The sequence below is a fragment of the Bradyrhizobium arachidis genome (genome assembly GCF_015291705.1).
GTDB lineage: Bacteria > Pseudomonadota > Alphaproteobacteria > Rhizobiales > Xanthobacteraceae > Bradyrhizobium > Bradyrhizobium arachidis.
Genome location: NZ_CP030050.1, coordinates 4,802,989 through 4,822,568, shown reverse-complemented (window position 1 = coordinate 4,822,568; position 19,580 = coordinate 4,802,989). Strand labels below are relative to the sequence as shown.

The 19,580-nt window shown below is 64.1% G+C and carries 19 protein-coding genes; 11 read left to right on the top strand and 8 right to left on the bottom strand.

Translation table 11 applies throughout. From position 1 onward, the window contains the following. The first annotated feature begins 23 nt into the window (after positions 1-23). Together WN72_RS22245 and WN72_RS22240 are read left to right on the top strand one after the other, a co-directional pair. Positions 24-272 (top strand): hypothetical protein, encoded by a 249-nt coding sequence (locus WN72_RS22245; RefSeq protein ID WP_035729798.1) that lies wholly within the window; start codon positions 24-26, stop codon positions 270-272. Between the two features lie 325 nt (positions 273-597). Continuing rightward, positions 598-1,689 (top strand): type II asparaginase, encoded by a 1,092-nt coding sequence (locus WN72_RS22240; RefSeq protein WP_092220063.1) that lies wholly within the window; start codon positions 598-600, stop codon positions 1,687-1,689. 142 nt (positions 1,690-1,831) lie between these two features. Here the strand turns inward: WN72_RS22240 and WN72_RS22235 are convergent, their stop codons facing one another. Both WN72_RS22235 and WN72_RS22230 read right to left on the bottom strand, forming a co-directional pair. Continuing rightward, positions 1,832-2,707, bottom strand: coding sequence for an MBL fold metallo-hydrolase (locus tag WN72_RS22235; protein WP_092220065.1), 876 nt, complete (start codon positions 2,705-2,707; stop codon positions 1,832-1,834). 26 nt (positions 2,708-2,733) lie between these two features. After that, on the bottom strand, positions 2,734-4,290 hold the full coding sequence (locus tag WN72_RS22230; RefSeq protein ID WP_027557704.1) for a winged helix-turn-helix domain-containing protein: 1,557 nt from the start codon (positions 4,288-4,290) through the stop codon (positions 2,734-2,736). Positions 4,291-4,462: 172 nt separating this feature from the next. On the opposite strand from WN72_RS22230, the gene WN72_RS22225 reads away from it, so the two are divergent. Next, positions 4,463-5,440 carry a Bug family tripartite tricarboxylate transporter substrate binding protein gene (locus WN72_RS22225; protein ID WP_092220067.1) on the top strand — a complete coding sequence of 326 codons (978 nt, stop codon included), beginning with the start codon at positions 4,463-4,465 and terminating at the stop codon, positions 5,438-5,440. Between the two features lie 25 nt (positions 5,441-5,465). Beyond that, a complete protein-coding gene (locus WN72_RS22220) occupies positions 5,466-6,482 on the top strand; it encodes a methyltransferase (protein WP_027557702.1) in 1,017 nt (338 codons plus the stop codon). Positions 6,483-6,609: 127 nt separating this feature from the next. Here the strand turns inward: WN72_RS22220 and WN72_RS22215 are convergent, their stop codons facing one another. Then, on the bottom strand, positions 6,610-6,843 hold the full coding sequence (locus tag WN72_RS22215; RefSeq protein ID WP_231164379.1) for a DUF3551 domain-containing protein: 234 nt from the start codon (positions 6,841-6,843) through the stop codon (positions 6,610-6,612). A gap of 379 nt (positions 6,844-7,222) precedes the next feature. Here WN72_RS22215 and WN72_RS22210 point away from each other — a divergent pair, with 379 nt between their 5' ends. From WN72_RS22210 to WN72_RS22195, 4 genes are all read left to right on the top strand, one after another. After that, positions 7,223-8,335, top strand: coding sequence for a DUF937 domain-containing protein (locus WN72_RS22210; protein WP_092220069.1), 1,113 nt, complete (start codon positions 7,223-7,225; stop codon positions 8,333-8,335). Positions 8,336-8,423: 88 nt separating this feature from the next. Next, positions 8,424-8,918, top strand: coding sequence for a hypothetical protein (locus tag WN72_RS22205; RefSeq protein ID WP_092220071.1), 495 nt, complete (start codon positions 8,424-8,426; stop codon positions 8,916-8,918). A 134-nt stretch (positions 8,919-9,052) separates the two neighbouring features. Then, complete coding sequence (locus tag WN72_RS22200) at positions 9,053-10,036, top strand: glycerophosphodiester phosphodiesterase family protein (protein ID WP_092220073.1); 984 nt, start codon at positions 9,053-9,055, stop codon at positions 10,034-10,036. A gap of 103 nt (positions 10,037-10,139) precedes the next feature. Next, a complete protein-coding gene (locus WN72_RS22195) occupies positions 10,140-10,547 on the top strand; it encodes a hypothetical protein (RefSeq protein ID WP_143130828.1) in 408 nt (135 codons plus the stop codon). A 4-nt stretch (positions 10,548-10,551) separates the two neighbouring features. On the opposite strand, the gene WN72_RS22190 is transcribed toward WN72_RS22195, so the two are convergent. Beyond that, positions 10,552-12,174, bottom strand: a complete 1,623-nt coding sequence (locus tag WN72_RS22190; RefSeq protein ID WP_027557696.1) for an ABC-F family ATP-binding cassette domain-containing protein — start codon at positions 12,172-12,174, stop codon at positions 10,552-10,554. 227 nt (positions 12,175-12,401) lie between these two features. Here WN72_RS22190 and WN72_RS22185 point away from each other — a divergent pair, with 227 nt between their 5' ends. Then, positions 12,402-12,767 carry a hypothetical protein gene (locus WN72_RS22185; protein WP_194483030.1) on the top strand — a complete coding sequence of 122 codons (366 nt, stop codon included), beginning with the start codon at positions 12,402-12,404 and terminating at the stop codon, positions 12,765-12,767. A 76-nt stretch (positions 12,768-12,843) separates the two neighbouring features. Here the strand turns inward: WN72_RS22185 and WN72_RS22180 are convergent, their stop codons facing one another. The 4 genes from WN72_RS22180 to WN72_RS22165 form a co-directional block, all read right to left on the bottom strand. Continuing rightward, complete coding sequence (locus tag WN72_RS22180) at positions 12,844-16,035, bottom strand: efflux RND transporter permease subunit (protein ID WP_244553992.1); 3,192 nt, start codon at positions 16,033-16,035, stop codon at positions 12,844-12,846. Further along, on the bottom strand, positions 16,032-17,480 hold the full coding sequence (locus WN72_RS22175; protein WP_092220079.1) for an efflux RND transporter periplasmic adaptor subunit: 1,449 nt from the start codon (positions 17,478-17,480) through the stop codon (positions 16,032-16,034). Before WN72_RS22175 ends, WN72_RS22180 begins: the two co-directional genes overlap by 4 nt. Next, positions 17,477-17,884: a FixH family protein gene (locus tag WN72_RS22170; protein ID WP_092220081.1), complete on the bottom strand. Its 408-nt coding sequence runs from the start codon at positions 17,882-17,884 to the stop codon at positions 17,477-17,479. The genes WN72_RS22175 and WN72_RS22170 overlap by 4 nt, the downstream gene beginning before the upstream one ends. Positions 17,885-17,984: 100 nt before the next feature. Then, complete coding sequence (locus WN72_RS22165) at positions 17,985-18,344, bottom strand: hypothetical protein (RefSeq protein WP_092220083.1); 360 nt, start codon at positions 18,342-18,344, stop codon at positions 17,985-17,987. Between the two features lie 560 nt (positions 18,345-18,904). On the opposite strand from WN72_RS22165, the gene WN72_RS22160 reads away from it, so the two are divergent. Together WN72_RS22160 and WN72_RS22155 are read left to right on the top strand one after the other, a co-directional pair. Further along, a complete protein-coding gene (locus WN72_RS22160) occupies positions 18,905-19,282 on the top strand; it encodes a hypothetical protein (RefSeq protein ID WP_092220087.1) in 378 nt (125 codons plus the stop codon). Positions 19,283-19,307: 25 nt separating this feature from the next. Continuing rightward, complete coding sequence (locus tag WN72_RS22155; protein WP_092220089.1) at positions 19,308-19,562, top strand: hypothetical protein; 255 nt, start codon at positions 19,308-19,310, stop codon at positions 19,560-19,562. Positions 19,563-19,580 lie beyond the last annotated feature (18 nt).

Below are 19,580 nucleotides of genomic sequence, written 5' to 3'. Positions count from 1 at the left end.
ATTTCTGGTTTAGGGAGACACCCATGATGAAGCGGATTTTCCTCGCAGCAATCGTTGCCACCTTTGCAGCAGGCTCGGCCTTCGCGGACGACACCTGCGAGAGCAAGGCCGTCGGCAAGGACGGCAAGCCGCTGGCCGGCGCCGCCAAGACCTCGTTCCTGAAGAAGTGCAAGGCGGACGCCTGCGCGCCCAAGGCCGTCAGCGCCGATGGCAAGCCGCTCGCCGGCGCCGCCAAGAGCAGCTTCATGAAGAAGTGCGAAGTCAGCGCGTAGCGCCCGCGGAGCTGCGGCTTCTCTGAACTTACTGCCGCTTTAGCGAGCAATCGCTCGTGCCACGAACTCGATGCCCGGGCTTGTCCCGCCTGCGAGGCCGAAGCCTCTTCGGCGAGGCGAAGGCCCGGGCATTCGCGTTCTGGTTTCCGAATGGAGATAGAGGGTGGGAGAATCGTCGCCGCCACCCCGCGGGCGCCGCGCACTCCAGCCAGCCAACTCATCCGGCGATACTACAACCCTAGACAGAAAGCTCCGGCTGACGGATCATGCAGTGCTGAGCGAAACGGGGCGCATTGACGAAGGTTTCCAGGAAAGGGACGTCAAGATGTGGCAACTTCGAGTGCGTCATCAGATCATGGCGACAGTGAGCTTGCTGTTCGCGCTGCTCATCAGTCTTGAAGCTGCGAACGCGAGGGGTCCCGGTCTACCCAACGTCATGGTTCTGGCCACCGGCGGTACGATCGCCGGCAGCGGCGCGAGCAGCACCACCGTGGTCGGCTACACCGCAGCCACGGTGGGCATAGAGACCCTCCTGAACGCCGTCCCCGAACTGAAAACGGTGGCTAACGTCAAGGGCGAGCAGGTCTTCCAGATCGCCAGCGAGAACATGAACAATGACTACTGGCTCAAGCTTGCAAAGCGCGTCAACACGCTCCTCGCGCAGGATGACGTGGACGGGATCGTGATCACGCACGGCACCGATACGATCGAGGAGACCAGCTATTTCCTGAACCTGGTCGTCAAGAGCAGGAAGCCCGTCGTCATCGTCGGCGCGATGCGGCCGTCGACGGCGATCAGCGCCGACGGGCCGATCAACCTCTTCAATGCGGTGATCCTCGCAGGCAGTGACGAGGCCGTCGGCAAGGGCGTGCTCGTGGCTCTCAACGATCAGATCAACGCGGCGCGCGACGTCACCAAGAACAACACCTCGACGGCCGACACCTTCCGCACCCCGGAACTCGGCTTTCTCGGCTACATGCAGGGCAACAAGCCGTACTTCTATCGCCAATCGACGCGCCGGCACACCGCGGACTCCGAATTCGACATCTCCAACCTCGATGCCCTGCCGCAAGTCGATATCGTCTACGGCTACGCCAACATGAACCGCGTCGCGGTCGACGCCTTCGTCGCCGCCGGGGCCAAGGGCATCGTGCATGCCGGCGTGGGTGACGGCAGTCTTGCCCGGCCCGCGGTCGAGCCGGCTCTCGATGAGGCCCGCAAGAAGGGGGTCGTGATCGTCAGAAGCAGCCGTGTCGGCAACGGCATCGTCGCGCGCAACGGGGAAGCCAAGGACGACGAACACGACTTCGTCGTCTCTGATACGCTCAATCCGCAGAAGGCGCGGATCCTGCTGATGCTGGCGCTGACCAAGACGACCGACACCAAGGAAATTCAGCGGATGTTCTTCACGTATTAGATCGTCCGACGCGCGGTCGCTCCACGAACTCGTCATGCCCGGGCAGAAGCGCGTCTTCGCGCTAGATGTCCCGGGCATTCACGTTCTTGTTTCCGTGTAGCAAAGGCCGTCATGGCCGGGACAGGCCCGGCCATGACGGCGATCACTCCCGCCTGAACCGATAATCGAACGCGGCTCCGAACGGCTTGATCAGCCCCACCGTCGGCGCCGGGAAATGCACCGGCAGGATCAGCGTGTCCGTGTCCGCGACGGAGGCGAAGAACGTCCGCCGCGACACCGCCGACTGTTTTGGATCCCAATCCGGCTTCGCCGACCAGTCCGGCTCGCGGCATTGGATCTGGTGATGCATCAGATCGCCCGCGACCACCGCGCGCTGACCTCTCGAAAAGATGTTCACGCAGCAATGACAGGGCGAATGCCCCGGCGTCGGCGTCAGCGTGACGGTGTCGTCGAGCGCGTAGTCGTCATCGACCAGGAGCGCCTGCCCGGCCTCGACGATCGGCAGGCAATTGTCACGAAACACGGTGCCCGGCGGATTATTGCCCTTGGCGTGCTCGGCTTCCCAGGCCGCATACTCGTCCTTGTGAAAGACGTATGTCGCGTTCGGAAACGTCGGCACCCAGCGGCCGTCGCGCAAGGTCGTGTTCCAGCCGGTGTGATCGATGTGCAGATGCGTGCAGAACACGTAGTCGATCTGCTCGAAGCCGATCCTGAGCGCGAACAATTCGTTGCGCCAACGCTCCTTGCCGGGGAAGTCGAACGGCGGCGGATGGCCCTTGTCCTCGCCAGTGCAAGTATCGACCAGGATCGTGTAGCGCGGCGTGCGCATCACAAAGGTCTGATAGGTGATCACCATCATGCCGCGCGCAGCATCGAACACCTCCGGCTCCATCGTCGGCAGATGCCGGGCGAACACGCCCTCGTCATAGGCCGGGAAAAAATCCTGCGGCCGCCGCCATGGCCCTTCCCGCTCAATCACCGCATCGATCGTGACGTCGCCGATCCGCAGTTGCTTCATCACTGTTTCGCTCTCCTGCTCTCCATTTACGCCTCAGGAAGGCCTGCCTTGCGTAGACCCTCGGCGACGCGAATTCGCTGTTTCAGGCAGATTGGGTTATCGGTTGGAGAGCTCACGTCGTATTGCGCGATGCTGAACCCGGGCGTGAGGCTGAGCCCCGCCTGCACGACGTCCCGTGCTTCGTCGTTCCGCCCGAGATGAGCTAACGCGGCTGCGAGAAAGAAATGTACGAACGGAGCGATGTTCCGGTTGATCGCGATCGATCGCTTGAACCATCGCGCGGCAGCTTCGTCCGCTCCGAGATAGGATTGTGCGACGCCTGCCGTATTCATCCAGGACGAGGCCTTTGTGTCGCGAGGCGAAAGCCTGAATGCTTCCATGATGTGGGCTTCGGTCTCCTCGGCTCGGCCGAGATAGCATTTACCGAGCCCTATCCACCCATGGGCGGTCGCCAGGTTTCGATCCAGCACCAAGGCCCGCTCGCATTCGGCAATGCCCTGGGCGGCGCGCCTGGTGAAGATCTGGACGACACCCATCAGGCAATGCGCTCTCGCGTGATTGGGCGCCCGGGCAAGTATCGGCACCAAGGACTCCTCGACCGCCCGCAGGGGCACCGTCCGGTCTATCAATCTGGACGTCGCTCGCATGGCATCGACGTCGGCGATGCCCACCATGGCCTCGACGTTGGTGGCGTCGAGGCGGAGCGCCTGTTCGAAGAACGGACGAGCCTGCGACAGGGTTGCAGGATCGGTTCCGCGATTCAGATAGGCCATGCCCTGGAAGTACAGGTCCATCGAGTCAGGGTTCGGCATCGTCGCCGCGCGCCGGGCCTCCACCACGACCAGCTCGGTTCCAAGTTGATTGGCAAGGCGGGCGCCGATCTCGTCCTGCATGTCAAAGAGGTCGGCGACCTCCTTATCGAACCGTTCGCCCCACAAATGATTGCCGGTCTCGGCGTCAATGAGCTGGACGTTGATGCGCATCCGGCTTCCCGCCCGCTGCACCGAGCCAGCGAGCACGTAGCGAACGCCGAGCTCGCGGCCGATCTGCTTCAAATCGGCCTGCGCCTTCTTGAACGTGAAGGCGGTGTTCCGGCCGATTACGTAGATGCCGGCCATCCGCGACAGGTCCGTGGTGAGGCTCTCCGTCACGCCATCGACGAAATAGTCCTGCGCGGGATCGGGGCTCACATTGGCAAAGGGCAGGACCACGAGCGACGGCTTGCCCGCGGCGGGAGTGGGCGGTCTGCTGGCGGCTGCTGTTGCCGGCCCGAGCGCCTCGCGCACAGTCGCGACGAAGCGGATACCCCTGCGTGGAAAGGTCTTGATAAGCCGCTGCTCGTCTCCGGAATCGCCGATCGCCTTCCGCGCTGCATTGAGCCGGGTGGTCAGAGCGACGTCAGATACGGCGCGGCCTTGCCAGATCGCGTCGATCAAATCGTCCTTGCTGACGACGCGCTCGCGATTGGCGATCAGATATCCCAGCAGGTCGAACACCTGGGGCGCGATGGCGATGACGTCGGCACCACGGCAAAGTTCGCGCCGATCGGTGTCGAGAGAGAAATCGTCGAACGAATAGCGCAAGCCAAGTCCCCGCCGCGTTCCATGGCCGATATTCCGTTGCTCGCGCTCAAGAATAAGCGGCCGGTAAGGAAAAAGTAAGCCGCCGGGAAAGCCTGTTTCGTTCATTCCTGAAATGCTACACCCGCAGGTAGAGCCTGCACGGACGCATTGGATCGGGTCGTGGAGACAGGTGATGATCACACGTCGTGACGTATTGACCGCATCGGCCGGCATCGTGCTCGCTGTCGCGGATCGCGTAGCGCCGGTGCTCGCGCAGCCGCTCGCGAAGACCGTGCATGTCCTGACAGGCTTCACGCCGGGACTGCAGGACGCCCTGGCGCGGCTCGTGACCGGCCAGATGAGCGACTATGCGGAAATCATCGTCGTCGAGACCCGGCCGGGCGCAGGCGGCCGCATCGCGGTCGAGGCGGTGAAGAATGCCGACGCCGACGGATCGGTCATGCTACTGGCGCCGCTGGGCTTCATGATGTTCTTTCCGCACGTCTATCGGAGCTTGCGATACCAGCCGAGCGATTTCACGCCGGTGTCGACCGTCGCCTCGACCCCGACATTGCTGATGGTCGGCCCAAAGGTGCCGGCCGATGTCAAGACGCTGGCAGATTTCGTGGCCTGGTGCCGCGCCAATCCGAAGCTCGCCACTTTCGGCACGCCGGGCGCCGGAACCACGCTGCATTTTCTCGGTACGACACTTGGCCGCAGCGCCGGCTTCGATTTTCTTCACGTACCCTATCAGGGCGGTGGCGCGATCCAGGATCTGGTCAAGGGCGTGATTGCGGCGGCCGTCATGCCGATCGGCAGCGCGCTCGGGCTGGTCCAGTCCGGCGATCTTCGTGCGCTGGCGACCACCGGGCCACGCCGCAGCCCGTTCGTACCCGCGGTGCCGACGATGCGGGAAGCCGGCTACCCGGCGCTCGAGGACCTCACATGGTTTGCATTCTTCGTTCCGGCGAAGACGCCGGCGCCGATCGTCGAAAAGCTCAATGCCTCGATCCAGGCGGCCGTGCGCACCGACGAGGTCCGATCCGGAATGGCGAAGCTGGCCTTCGAGCCCGACGTGATCGCGATGGGAGACTTCGCCCGGCTGATCGCATCCGAATCCGACCGCTGGAAGGCGATCGTGCAGGCAACCGGGTTCGTGCCGACCGATTGACGCGGGTTTGCCAGGGAGGCAACACATGAACCAGCCGGCATCCGTCCACGATCTGGTGCAGTCGCATCGCATCACAGCGGTGATCTATACCGCCGCGAAGCTCAATCTCGCCGAGGCCATCGGCGACGCGACGAAATCGGTGGCCGAGCTCGCCCGTCTGGTATCCGCCGACGAGAGCGCATTGCGCAGATTGCTGATCGGCCTGACGACGCTTGGCCTGTGCAGGCAGGCCGACCACGACCGCTTCGCCATGACCGAGCTCGGCCGGCAGCTCGACGAGCGCGCCGAGCCGTCCTTCAAGGATTGGGTGCTGTTCGAGGGCGAGATGCTCGCGCAAGCCTGGAGCGGACTGCTCGATTCGGTTCGCACCGGAAAGACTGCGACGCAGCTGCGTGGCGATGGTGACGACCGCTATGCCGTGACAGGCCACGCGACGGAGTGGAACCGTCGATTCAACGCGGCAATGGTCAGCCTCACCCGAAGCATCGTGCCGAAAATCGTTGCGGCCCACGACTTTACCGCCGCACGCGTCGTCATGGATGTCGGCGGCGGCACCGGCGAATTGATTGGCGGCGTGCTCGAGCGCAATCCCCATCTTCAAGGCATTACCCTCGACCTCGCGCGCTGCGAGGCGGACGCGCGCGCACGCTTCGGCCGGCTCGGCATTGCCGGCCGCTGCAGGTTCGTCGCCGGCAGCTTCTTCGAAATCGTCCCAAGCGGGGCCGACACCATTTTGATGAAAAGCATCCTGCACAATTGGAAGGACGACCGCTGCGAGGCCATTCTGCGCAACTGCCGCCAGGCGTTGCCGTCGAGCGGCACGCTGATCCTCGTCGAGCGGATCATGCCGGAGCGTGCCACCACAGAGCCCAAGGACCGCTCCTGCATCATGAGCGACCTCAATATGCTGCGTGGCCCCGGCGGCTGCGAGCGCACTGAAGCCGAGTACCGCGGGCTCGCTGTCCTGGCCGGCTTCGCTTTCGTGGGGACGACCGATATCGGTTCGTTCAGCTTGATCAAATTCAGGAAGGTCGATGAGTGAGGCGGCCAGGGTCGTGCCGACCCGTGCGCCGTCACGAATGCTGTCGGTGCGCTAACAAATGTGGTGCGACTTGATCGCCGGGTTGCGAGTGACCCAGGACGGGCCACGTCGAGGTCAGTAAGCCGCATCAGTATGGGGCAGAAGGACGCAGGCGGCCCCCTGACAGCCTCGGCTGCGGTCGCCGCCAGTAAGGGTTCTCCAGGCACATCGCGGCAAGTCCGATCGCCGCCACCCGGCACTGATCCCATGTCGTATAGGCGCATTCGAAATAGGTGCTGCCACCCCACTCCCATTTCTGCAGGCAGACAGGGGACCTGGGATCGAAAGTTTGAGCAGTAGCCGAGGTGATCACCAGGATCATCGCACTGCTCAGGATTAGCCAACGGAGCATCCGCATCGCCACCTCCTCGAATGGGTCATCCAGGTTACCGGTTCTACCGCCGCTCGCGTGTCGAACGGAGACGCTTTGCGGCGTTTCCATCCACCTGCATTGCTCGCAAAGTTACGTGAGAGCATCACGATAGCCGCTTTGGCTCATCGGCGAATTAGCGATGCCTCTCAATTAGATTCGCCGGATGGGGAACTCTTCACATTCGACCGGCACCGGAGACCATTGATCTGGATCAAAGGGCCGGACGATTTATGCAATCTCAACTTGCGTGACGTTGGGAACCATCGACGTCTGTCACATCGAACTATGGGGGCAGCCAACACACCTGCAACGTAGTGGAGAGACCGCCATGGCCGTCAATCTCATTTCAGCTGCACAACAGCTCTTGACCCCTGAAGTCATCGCGAAGATCGCCTCCTTTCTCGGCATGGACCAAAGCACTGCGCAGAAGGCCGCTGTAGCGGCCATCCCGACAATACTCGCCAGCCTGTCCGATCTGGTTGGAACCCCGGCTGGCGCCAATCAACTGTCAAAACTGCTGTCCCAACAGCAAGGCAACAATCCCATCGATCTGCTGCACAGCTCCGGCGCTCCGGGCCTTGCTCAGATGGGTTCGAGCATGTTGTCCGGACTGCTTGGAGGCCGAACCATGGACACCATGGGCCAAGCGATCGGCAACTTCGCGGGAACGGGTGATGCCGGCGGCAAGTCGTTGCTCGCCGTGGTGGGCCCGTTGGTCCTGGGTATGCTCGGTCGGCAGCAGCGTGACGCCGGGGTAGATGCAAACGGACTGGCATCACTTCTGCGATCGCAGAAAGATCAGTTCATGGCGGCGATCCCCTCGGGGCTCGGTGATCAACTCAGCGCCTTGGGCCTGATCGACCAAACGCGCAGTGGAATGGCGACGGCCGCCGCCACAGGGAGCCGGATCGCCGGCGCTTCCGGCGCCACTGCCGCGAGCCAGGCCGCCATCGCCGCCGGCCGGACGCAATGGCCGTATTGGCTTGTCGCGCTGGCTATCCTTGGTGGTTTTGCCTTCTTATATGCGCTTCAACGTCCGACCGAGCAGACGGTCGCTCAGAGTACAACTGCCACGCGGCCCTCGACCGCAACCGTCGGCATGGCACCCGCGGATTTGACCGTTGACGGGGTGAACCTGGCGAACCAGGTCAATTCGTCCCTTGGTACGCTGAAGGCTCAACTGCCAACCATCACCGATGAAGCCAGCGCGCAGGCGGCCATGCCGAAGATCAACGACGCCATCTCACAACTGGATGGCATCACGGCGCGGGCGGCCAAGCTTTCGCCAGAAGCACGACGCGCGCTAGCCAAGCTGATCGTCGCGGCCGCGCCGGCCATCAATGAGATGTGCGACAAGGTCTCGGCGACGCCGGCCGGCACGATCGCAAAGCCTGTGATCGACAATCTTCGTGCCAAGCTCGACGAGCTGGCGAAAGTCTGAGACGCTACACGCAACAAGACTCGCCACACCTCAAGCGACGGGAGGTGTTTCGCAGCCTCCCGTCCGGCAGGTTGAAAGGAGAAGACTCATGGCCGACAAGACCAATTTCACGAGGGATGAATGGGCGCTCCTCTTGAGAAGCCCGATGAATGCGGGCATGGCGATCACGGCTGCCGCACCGAGCGGATTGTTCGGCCTTCTGAAGGAATCGTTTGCCGGCGGCACCGCGCTCGCCCAGGCGGCCACCGATCCCAATGCCAACCCTTTGGTAAAGGCTGTGGTCGCCGACTTCCAGACGAGCGATGGCCGGGCCGTCGCTCATGACGGGTTGAAGGCAGAACTCGGCCAGAGCGCACCGGCCGAGATCAAGAGCAAAACGATCAACTCGTTGCGCGAGGTTGCCACGAAGCTTGCTGCAAAAGCGCCAGGTGATGCCGCGGCCTTCAAGGACTGGCTGCGTCAAATCAGTCAAAAGACGGCTGAGGCTGCATCGGAAGGCGGAGGCTGGTTCGGTGGAGGCGTTCAGGTCAGCGACGCCGAGAAAGCAACCCTCGGCGAAATCTCCAGCGCGCTCGACATCTGATCTCGGAGGACCGCACAGCCAACCGCTCCGCACTCTGCGCGCTTGGTTTTAGCGCGGACAACGCCCATGCGCGGCGACCGCCCCAAATCAACCTCAAACGCCGTCGACGATGACCGCGGAATGGGGAATCTCTAGTGGGCCGGAAAGTCAGATTCGCAGCGGCAGCCCTGATCGCTGTTGCGACAGGCGTCTACCTCAACAACACCAGCCTTCTGGCACCGCATCGCGACGGCAAGCCGGTGCTGCTCGCTCATCGCGGCATGGCCCAGCGCTTCGACGAGCGCGACGTGAAGAACGACACCTGCACCGCGACGAGGATGCTGCCGCCGGTCCACGATTATCTCGAAAACACCCTGCGTTCGATGCGGGCCAGCTTCGAGGCTGGTGCCGACGTCGTCGAGCTCGACGTGCACCCGACCACCGACGGCGAATTCGCCGTCTTCCACGACTGGACGCTCGATTGCCGCACCGACGGCCAGGGCGTCACGCGCGCGCAAAGCATGGCGAAGCTGAAGAAGCTCGATATCGGCTACGGCTACACCGCCGACGGCGGCAAGACCTTCCCGTTTCGCGGCAAGGGCATCGGAATGATGCCGACATTGGCAGAAGTTTTCGCGGCCTTCCCCGACAAGAAACTCCTCATCAACGTGAAGAGCCGGGACGCCAGTGAAGGCGAGAAACTTGCCGGCGTACTGAATGCGCTGCCGGTCGCGCGGCGCCGGGCGATCATGGTCTATGGCGGTGATGAGCCCATCGCGGAGGTCCGCCGCCTCACCCCCGATGTCCGCACGATTTCGCGCGCGGCCATCCGCAGCTGCCTGATCCGCTATATCGGCTATGGCTGGACCGGCCTGGTGCCCGCCGCCTGCCACAACGCGATGGTGCTCGTGCCGGTCAACGTCGCCCCCTGGCTGTGGGGCTGGCCCGATCGCTTCCTTGGCCGCATGACCGGCGCCAACAGCGCGGTGTTCGTGCTCGGCCCCTACAGCGGCGGCGAATTCTCCACCGGCATCGATACGCCCGAATTGTTCGCCCGGCTCCCGCGCGGCTATTCCGGCGGGATATGGACCAACGAGATCGAGGCCATCGCCACGATTGCGGGCAAGAGCAAGGACTAGCTCCGCAACCCCGGCGCTTCCCTAGTGCGAAACGAACGGCATCACATGCCTTGGCAAACTCTGCACGAAAGTTACTATGGCTGCTCCTCGGAGAGATGCTGCGGTGACGACAGTCGAATTGCTGGCGGAGATGATCGGTACGCTGCCAGCGGACGAAGATACCGAGGCAGCTCTTGATTTCCTGGGTCAGCCTGACCTGATCAGGATCGTTCCGGCGGCAGAGGAAGCGAACGTTGCGTCGGCACAGCATTGGCTTCGAATTTACAAAATACGACAGGCGACCACGACGGAGGCCGGCATTGTCACACGCGGCTTCCCTTTGTTGCTGTCCGCACTGGAGAAGTTGCATCCCACGGAGCTGGTTGCCGTGACAGTCTTCGCCGCCCCCCAATGGTACGGCAGCTTCTGGTCAGATCAGGATGAGCGCCTCGTGGGCTTCGTGCTCGTGGAACGTCGATCTCCCGAAGAAGAGCAAAAGCGCCTGGAGTGGTTTCGGCGAAACCTGACGTAGCTCGCTACGATCGCAACCCCGGCGCTTCCTGCCCGGTGCGCGCGACATATTCCGTGTAGCCGCCGCCGTACTGGTGGATCCCCTCCGGCGTCAGCTCCAGCACGCGGTTCGACAGCGTCGCCAGGAAGTGGCGGTCATGCGAGACGAACAGCATGGTGCCCTCGAAATCCGACAGCGCCGTGATCAGCATCTCCTTGGTGGCGAGGTCGAGATGGTTGGTCGGCTCGTCCAGCACCAGGAAATTCGGTGGATCGAACAGCATCTTGGCCATCACGAGGCGCGCCTTCTCGCCGCCTGAGAGCACGCGGCAGCGCTTCTCGACGTCGTCGCCGGAGAAGCCGAAGCAGCCGGCGAGCGCGCGCAAGGAGCCCTGCCCCGCGGTCGGAAACTGGTCTTCCAGCGACTGGAACACGGTGCGTTCGCCGTCGAGCAGGTCCATCGCGTGCTGGGCGAAATAGCCCATCTTGACGCTGCCGCCGAGCGCCACCGTGCCCTCGTCCGGCTCGCTCGCACCCGCGATGAGCTTGAGCAGCGTGGACTTGCCGGCGCCGTTGACGCCCATCACGCACCAGCGCTCCCTGCGGCGGATCATGAAATCGAGGCCGTCATAGATGCGCTTGCTGCCGTACCCCTTGTGCACGTTCTTGAGCGCGACGACGTCCTCGCCCGAGCGTGGCGCCGGCGGGAAGTCGAAGGCCACCGTCTGGCGACGGCGCGGCGGCTCGACACGCTCGATCTTGTCGAGCTTCTTCACCCGGCTCTGCACCTGCGCGGCATGCGATGCGCGCGCCTTGAAGCGCTCGATGAACTTGATCTCCTTGGCTAGCATGGCCTGCTGGCGCTCGAACTGGGCCTGCTGCTGCTTCTCGTTCTGCGCGCGCTGCTGCTCGTAGAACTCGTAATCGCCTGTATAGGTGGTGAGCGAGCCGGAATCGATCTCGATCACCTTGGAGATCACGCGGTTGATGAACTCGCGGTCGTGCGATGTCATCAGCAGCGTGCCTTCGTAGTCGTGCAGGAATTTCTCCAGCCAGATCAAGCTTTCGAGGTCGAGATGGTTGCTCGGCTCGTCGAGCAGCATGACGTCGGGCCGCATCAGGAGAATACGCGCCAGCGCCACGCGCATCTTCCAACCGCCCGAGAGCTTGCCGACGTCGCCGTCCATCATCTCCTGGCTGAAGCCGAGGCCGGACAGCGCCTCGCGCGCACGGCCGTCCAGCGCATAACCGTCGAGCTCCTCGAAGCGGTGCTGCACCTCGCCATAGCGCGCGATGATCTCCTCCATCTGGTCGGCCTTGTCAGGATCGGCCATATCGGCCTCGAGCGCGCGCAGCTCGGCCGCGACCTCGCTGACGGGACCCGCGCCATTCATCACCTCGGCCACGGCGCTGTGGCCAGACATCTCGCCGACGTCCTGGTTGAAATAGCCGATGGTGATGCCGCGATCGGTCGAGACCTGCCCTTCGTCCGGCAGTTCCTCGCCGGCGATCATGCGGAACAGCGTGGTCTTGCCGGCGCCGTTCGGCCCGACGAGGCCGATCTTCTCGCCCTTGTTGAGGGCCGCGGAGGCTTCGATGAACAGGATCTGGTGGCCGGCTTGCTTGCTGACGTTGTCGAGGCGGATCATGGGGTCTTTTTGGGGATTTTTGCGTTGCAGCGTGATAGTCCATGCCGCGCCCCAGGGGAAGCCCGGCGAGGTACGGATTTCACCGCCAGGCCGACCTCCGACCATCGGTCCCGACGCTCTCAGGCGCCGTTCTGGCCGGGCTGACTGCTGGCCCGGCGTCCGCTTCTGGCCTGAAGCGAGCCCTCGTCCCTGCCGTCACCAGCAAACATCAGCGTCGAGCGCTGCAAATGACGCTCGCTCGATCATCGCGCGACATTGCCGCCACGACCGTGACGGTATTCATCGCGGGCATCATTTCAGGGTTGCAGCAGCGAGAGCAGGCGTTGCCGGTCCTGATCGCGGCATCGCTGCTCTTCCCGCATTCGTTCAAGCTCGGCCTCTGCTTTGGCCGTGTCCTCATTCTGCTGCTTCATTTCGACAATGAGCGCCTCTTGCTCTGCGAGCCGCCGTTCGCCTTCGACGACTTCGCGCTCCACCTGCTGCAGTTCATCGTATATCGCAGTCCTGTACATCCTGATCCTCGAGCGGCTGTGCTGCGAATCCGCCGCAGAGTCATTTCCCTCAGGCCATCAGCCGTGCCGCAACGTCCATGATTTTCAACTCAATCATCTCCGCGAACGTTCCGGCTGATGCCATTTTTTCCCAATCATTGCAGCGCGCCGGGAGCAATCATCTCGCGGATAACCGCTGCAGCCGATCGCTCATTGCTTGATGGGCTCCGGGCCGATGACACTGCCGGTCCTGGTTGTCATTCGGCAATCGGAAGCCCTTCACCAGCCCGAAGATCGCCGGGATCACGATCAGGGTGAGCAAGGTCGACGAGATCATGCCGCCGATCATGGGAACGGCAATGCGCTGCATGATTTCGGAGCCGGTGCCGGTGCTCCACATGATCGGCAGCAATCCCGCCATGATGGCGACGACCGTCATCATCTTTGGCCGGACCCGTTCGACCGCTCCCACCATGATCGCCTCCCGCAGGTCGGCCCGGCTCAGGCTCCGCGCCTCGGCGGCGCGGCGCTGCTCGATCTCCGCAAGCGCATGGTTGAGGTAGATCAGCATCACGACGCCGGTCTCGGCGGCGACGCCGGCGAGCGCGATGAACCCGACGGCAACTGCGACGGAGAGATTGAACCCCAGCCACCACATCAGCCAGAGCCCGCCGACCAGCGCGAATGGCAGCGACAGCATGACGATCAGCGTCTCGGTAACCGACCTGAAATTCAGGTACAGCAGCAGGAAGATGATCAGCAGCGTCGCCGGCACGACGATCTTCAGACGGGCGGCGGCCCGCGCCAGATATTCGTACTGACCGCTCCAGACCACGTAATATCCCGGCGGAAACTGGATGCCGGCCTGGACCGCCCTTTGGGCATCGGCGACATAGCCGCCGAGATCGCGGTCGCGGATGTCGACATAGACGTACGTGGCGAGCTGGGCGTTCTCGGTGCGGATCGATGTCGGGCCGCGGGCGAGCTGCACGGTCGCGACCTCCGCGAGCGGTACGGCGCCGCCTGCCGGCATGGGAACGAGAATGTCGCCGGCGATCTTGTTCGGGTTGTCCCTGAGATCGCGCGGGTAGCGCATGTTGACGGTGAAGCGCTGCCGACCCTCGACGGTGGTGGTGACGGTCTGACCGCCGAGCGCCGCGGCGATGGTGTCCTGAACGTCCTGGACCATGATCCCGTAGCGCGCGAGCGCCGATCGGTCGGGCGTGATCTCGAGGTAGTAGCCGCCGACGCCACGTTCCGCGTAGGCGGACGAGGTCCCGGGCACCGCCCGCAGCACCTGCTCCACCTGCTTGGCCAGCCTGTCGATCTCGACAAGATCGGTGCCGATGACCTTGACGCCCACCGGCGTCCGGATGCCGGTCGAAAGCATGTCGATGCGCGCCTTGATTGGCATCGTCCAGGCGTTCGACACGCCCGGGAACTGCAGCGCCCGATCCATCTCGGCGATCAGTCCGTCGATGGTGGTCCCTGCCCGCCACTGCTCCTTGGGCTTAAGATTGACCACGGTCTCGAACATTTCGGTCGGCGCCGGATCCGTCGACGTCGAGGCGCGGCCGGCCTTGCCGTAGACCGACGCGACTTCCGGAAACGACTTGATGATCCGGTCCTGCGTCTGTATCAGCTCGGCCGCCTTGGTGACCGAGATGCCCGGCAGCGTCGTCGGCATGTAGAGCAGCGTGCCCTCGTTGAGGTTGGGCATGAACTCGGTGCCGAGCTGGCGCGCGGGCCAGATCGTCACCGCGAGCGCCGCGATGGCGAGCAGCACGACGAGTGTTTTCGCCCGCAGCACGCCCTTGATGACGGGGCGATAGATCCAGATCAGGACGCGGTTGATCGGGTTTCGGTGCTCCGGAACGATCCGCCCCCGCACGAAGATCACCATCAGCGCCGGCACCAGGGTCACCGAGAGCAGCGCGGCGGCGGCCATCGCGAAGGTCTTGGTGAAGGCAAGCGGGCTGAACAGCCGCCCTTCCTGCGATTCCAGCGTGAAGATCGGCATGAACGACACGGTGATGATCAGCAGACTGAAGAACAGCGCCGGTCCCACCTCCGAGGCGGCCTCGACCAGGATGGCGATGCGAGACTTGCCCGGCCGCGCGCGTTCGAGGTGCTTGTGGGCGTTCTCGATCATCACGATCGCCGCGTCCACCATGGCACCGATCGCGATGGCGATGCCGCCGAGGCTCATGATGTTGGAGCCGATCCCGAGCAGCTTCATCGCCCCGAATGCCATCAGCACGCCGACGGGCAGCATCAGGATGGCGACGAGCGCGCTGCGGACATGCAGCAGGAACACGACACACACCAGCGCGACGACGAGGCTCTCCTCGAGAAGCGTGTGCTTGAGCGTATCGATCGCCGCGTAGATCAGGTTCGACCGGTCGTAGACCGGAACGATCTCGACCGATTTCGGCAGGCTGGTCGCGATCTCCTTGAACCGCTTCTTGACGTTCTCGATGACGTCGAGCGCGTTCATGCCGAAGCGTTGGAGCACGATGCCGCTGGCGACTTCTCCCTCGCCGTTCAGCTCGGTGATGCCGCGCCGCTCGTCAGGGCCGAGCTCGACCCGGGAGACGTCCCGCAACAGCACGGGCGTGCCCCTGTCCGTCTTCAGGACGATGTTGCCGAGATCGTCGATGCTCTTGAGATAGCCGCGCCCCCGGATCATGTATTCGAACTCGGACAGCTCGACGGTCCGCCCGCCGACGTCGGCGTTGCTTGCGCGGATCGCGTCCCGCACCTTCTGCATGGTGATGCCGAGGTCGCGCATCCGCTGCGCATCGAGAACAACGTTGTACTGCTTGACGAAGCCGCCGACGCTCGCCACCTCGGCGACGCCCTCCGCCTTGGCGAGCGCGAATTTGAGATTCCAGTCCTGAATGGTCCGCGTCTCCGCGAGATTGAGCTCCTTGGACATCACGGCGTATTGGTAGACCCATCCGACGCCGGTCGCGTCCGGACCGATGGTCGGCGTCACTCCGGCCGGCAACCGCGACGCCGCGCCGTTCAGGAACTCGAGCACCCGCGAGCGTGCCCAGTAGATGTCGGTGCCGTCCTCGAAGATCACGTAGACGAACGAGACCCCGAAGAAGGAGAAGCCGCGGACGACCTTGGATTTCGGCACCGTCAGCATCGCGGTCGCGAGCGGATATGTGACTTGATCTTCGATCACCTGTGGCGCCTGGCCCGGATACTCCGTGTAGACGATGACCTGTGTGTCGGAGAGGTCTGGAATGGCATCGAGCGGCAGGTGGACCAGCGCGTAGAGTCCTGCGGCGGCGGCGAAGCCGGTGCCGAACAGCACCAGCAGCAGGTTGCGCGCCGACCAGGCGATGACGCGGGCGATCATGGCCGCGCTCCCATGCCACCGGCCGCCGGCTCGGCCGGCTTGTCGCCGCGCGTCTCGGCAAACCCCTTCAGCGCGGCCTTCAGATTGCTCTCGGCATCGATCAGGAAATTGGCCGAGGTGACGACGGCTTCGCCCTCCGACACGCCCTGGGTCACCTCAATGAGCCCGCCGCCGCGACGGCCGAGCTTCACGTCCCGCGGCTCGAAGCGTCCCTCGCCCTTGTCGACCAGAACCGCCTGGCGGCTTCCGCTGTCGAGCACAGCGCTCTCCGGCACCGTCAGTACCGGTCCCGGCGTGCCGGCCTGGATCTCGGCATCGACATACATCTCCGGCCGCAGCACCTCGTCGGGATTGGGCACCTCGATCCGGATGCGCGCGGTTCGCGTCGCGGCGTTGAGATGGGGATAGATCAGCGCCACGGTGCCGTCGAAGCTCTGGCCGGCGAGCGCGCGCGGCCTGATGCTCACTTGCGTGCCGACCGCAACCTGCGTCAGATCGCGCTCGGCGACATCGATGAGCGCCCAGACCAGGCGGTGGTCGGCGATCCGGAACAGAACGTCCCCTGGTCCGGCGCGCATCCCGTTCACCGCGTTTCGCTCCAGGATTTCGCCGTCCTGCGGTGCGAGCCACGGAATCGACAGCGAGATGTCCCGGGTGCGCTCGAGCTCCCTGATGGCCGGCTCGGGCGTCGCGAGATTTTCCAATCTGCGACGCGCGCCCTTGAGCTCCTTTCCGGTCGCGCCGGCGCTGATGGCGGAGAGATATTCCGCGGCGGCGCTCGACAGCGCCGGGCTGTACACGTTGAGGAGCGGCTGGCCCTTGTGAACATGATCGCCGGTCGTGACGTTCGCGACGCTCTCGACGAAGCCCTCGAACCGCAGCGCCACTACCGAGACGCGCCGTTCGTCCTCCTGGATGGTCCCCGGCGCCCGGATGATCGACCTGACAGGCCGCCGCACCACCGGCTCCGATTTCGCACCGGTGCGCTGAATCTTGCCGGGTGAAAGCTTCACCGAGCCGTCGTCGCTGTCCTCGCCCTCGTACACGGGGATGTAGTCCATCCCCATCTGGTCCTTCTTCGGCACCGGCGAGGTATCCGGCAGCCCCATCGGGTTGCGATAGTACTTGATCTTCCGCTCGGCCTTCGCGTCGGCAGCCCTGGTGTCCACCGGCGCGTCCTCGGGATCGTCGAAGCTCACGTCGGCGCCCGCCGGCACACCGCGCCAAGCGCGGCCATCGGGCGTCGTCTTCGGCGTGAGTGAGTAGAACGGCTTGCCGTCCGGATCCCAGTAATAGATCGGCTCGCCGCGCTCGGCGGCTGCCGCGGCTGAAACGATTGGCTGGGCGGCGAACGAGCCTCCTCGCGGCATTCCGCCGACGAGAAAGGCGGCGCCGGCCGCTGCGCAAATCGCAGCGGCCGCGCCCGTCGCGATGGCGCGGTTCATTTCTGCGCCGTGACGACGAGCTTGCTTTCGACCGTGCCGGTCTCGCCCTGCACCTTGGCGCCAAGCGAGAGCTGCCAGCGCCCCGCCATGCCAAAGCTGGCCTTGAAGCGGTACGTCCCCGGCTCCGTGCCCGGCATGGCGGTCACCTTGGTGGCCATCTCCTGCATGCCGTCCGGAGCCATGTCGAGGCGAGAGGCGAAGATGACGGCGTCCGGCACCGCCTTCCCCGTCGTCTTGTTCACCAGCCTGACCGTGACGATCCTGTCGGCGCCGGCCTGGACGGACGGCTCGACGAGCTGGAATTCGTAGTCCTTGATGCCGGCAAAGGCGAGCTTCGGCGCTCCCATGATGGTGAGGCCGAGCAGCGCGGCGGCAAACGCACGCGCAGCAGAGATAGTCTTCATGATGTCATGTCCTCGAAACGTCTGATGGACCGCCGAAGCGGCAAGCTTCGACGCGCGTCCTCAACGGCCGCGCGTCAACAGTCCGGCGCCGGGGCGCCGGTCAGACGTTGGTTCGAGGTGGGTGATCCGGAGGATGTTCGCCGAGCCCATCGATCAGCAGATCGTCAGGCAGAGCGAAAGTACCTCGCGAGACCATGCGATCGATCAGCGCGCCGTCTCCGCGAGGCGGCATGGTGATCGTCAGCATGCAAAGCGCGACGAAGGGACAGGACCCGCAATCCCGGGCTTTCTGGTCCTGCTGATCGGGGCAGCATGGCATATCGTCCGCCATCGCCTGCATCTCGTCGGTGACGGCCGCCATCTGCGATGCCGCCATCGCCGGCGCCGACAGGGGCGCCGCAAGGAGCCCCGCCGCCACGGCGAGTGCGATCAGCCAGTTGAAGACCTTCCTCGGATGCATGGCCCCTTTTGTCACGACAAGAGCAACCGTGCAAATCGTCCGGCCATCACGATTGCGCCAGATTCGCAGGCGGATGTCGGCAAACTATTAACGACAGGTTTGCCGTGGACGGGGTTTCTGCAAGTGCACGGTCCCGGATGACCTGATCTGCGCCCCGAACTCGCCCTCACCTCGCGCGGGTCGCCAAAAGCTGCTGAAGGTCGACCACAACCGCCGACACTCTCTCCAACTCCGCGGATCCCGGATTTGGACCCGACTGGAGCATTCCATCGGGCCGCACCACCAGCTCGGAATGTGGTGACACGGCAGCCCGCTCGAGCAGCTCGCGCAGCTTCGGATCCAGGCCATCCCCCCGCGCGGCCGCAATCGCATTGAAATCTCTCAGCGACATCGTTTCTCGACTCCCTTGCTGACCAAGGACAGGGAGCCTGGACCGACCGTCGCGGGCGGCCACTCCGGATCGTGCTCCCAAATCGAATTCGTCCGGAATTTGAAGCGAAGAAGCGGAGTGCCGACGACGCGTCGGCGCGCTACGCGCCGCGGGAGGAAAGAGGCGCGACATGACAACCGACATCGAGATTCAGAAACTGGTCAACTTCGAGACTGCAACCGACGGCACTGCGGTCAGGCTCATCGTAGCCGACATCGCGAACCGCGAGATCGGCATCATCCTGAAGATCGAGACAGTCACGGCGTTGCTGATGACGCTGCCCGCGATGGCATCCAGCGCCGTCAAGCGCGCCCACAACGACCCGAGCATGCGGATCACGTATCCGCTCCGGGAATTCGAGATCGAGTTCGCTCCCGACAATCTCCGCATCCTGACGATCGGAACTCCGGATGGTTTCAAGGTTTCGTTCAGCCTCACCGAAGACCTCTCGCTGGAGCTCGGCAAGGCCCATCTCGACGGCGCGGGACAGCGCGCCAAGACCCACTAGCAACAACGCCGGCGGAGACTGCCAAATGAGCTTCTCGCCCCTCAATCTCTACACGTTCGCTGCCGCACGCGGACAATTCCTGCGAGCCGATGTGCAGACGCTCCTGAAGGAGGCGCCGGTCAGCCTCTTCGCCGATTTTCTTGCCCCGAACGACCCGGATGTCCGCCGACAAGCCGAGGCACTGAGGGCGCGGCTGGACTTGCTGCTGTTTGCAGAGCCCCGGCCTCACGCCGATGCCACCCCTCCGCTCCCCGCCAACGTCGTTCAGCTCCGCCGATAGATCGGCCTCGCCAAATCG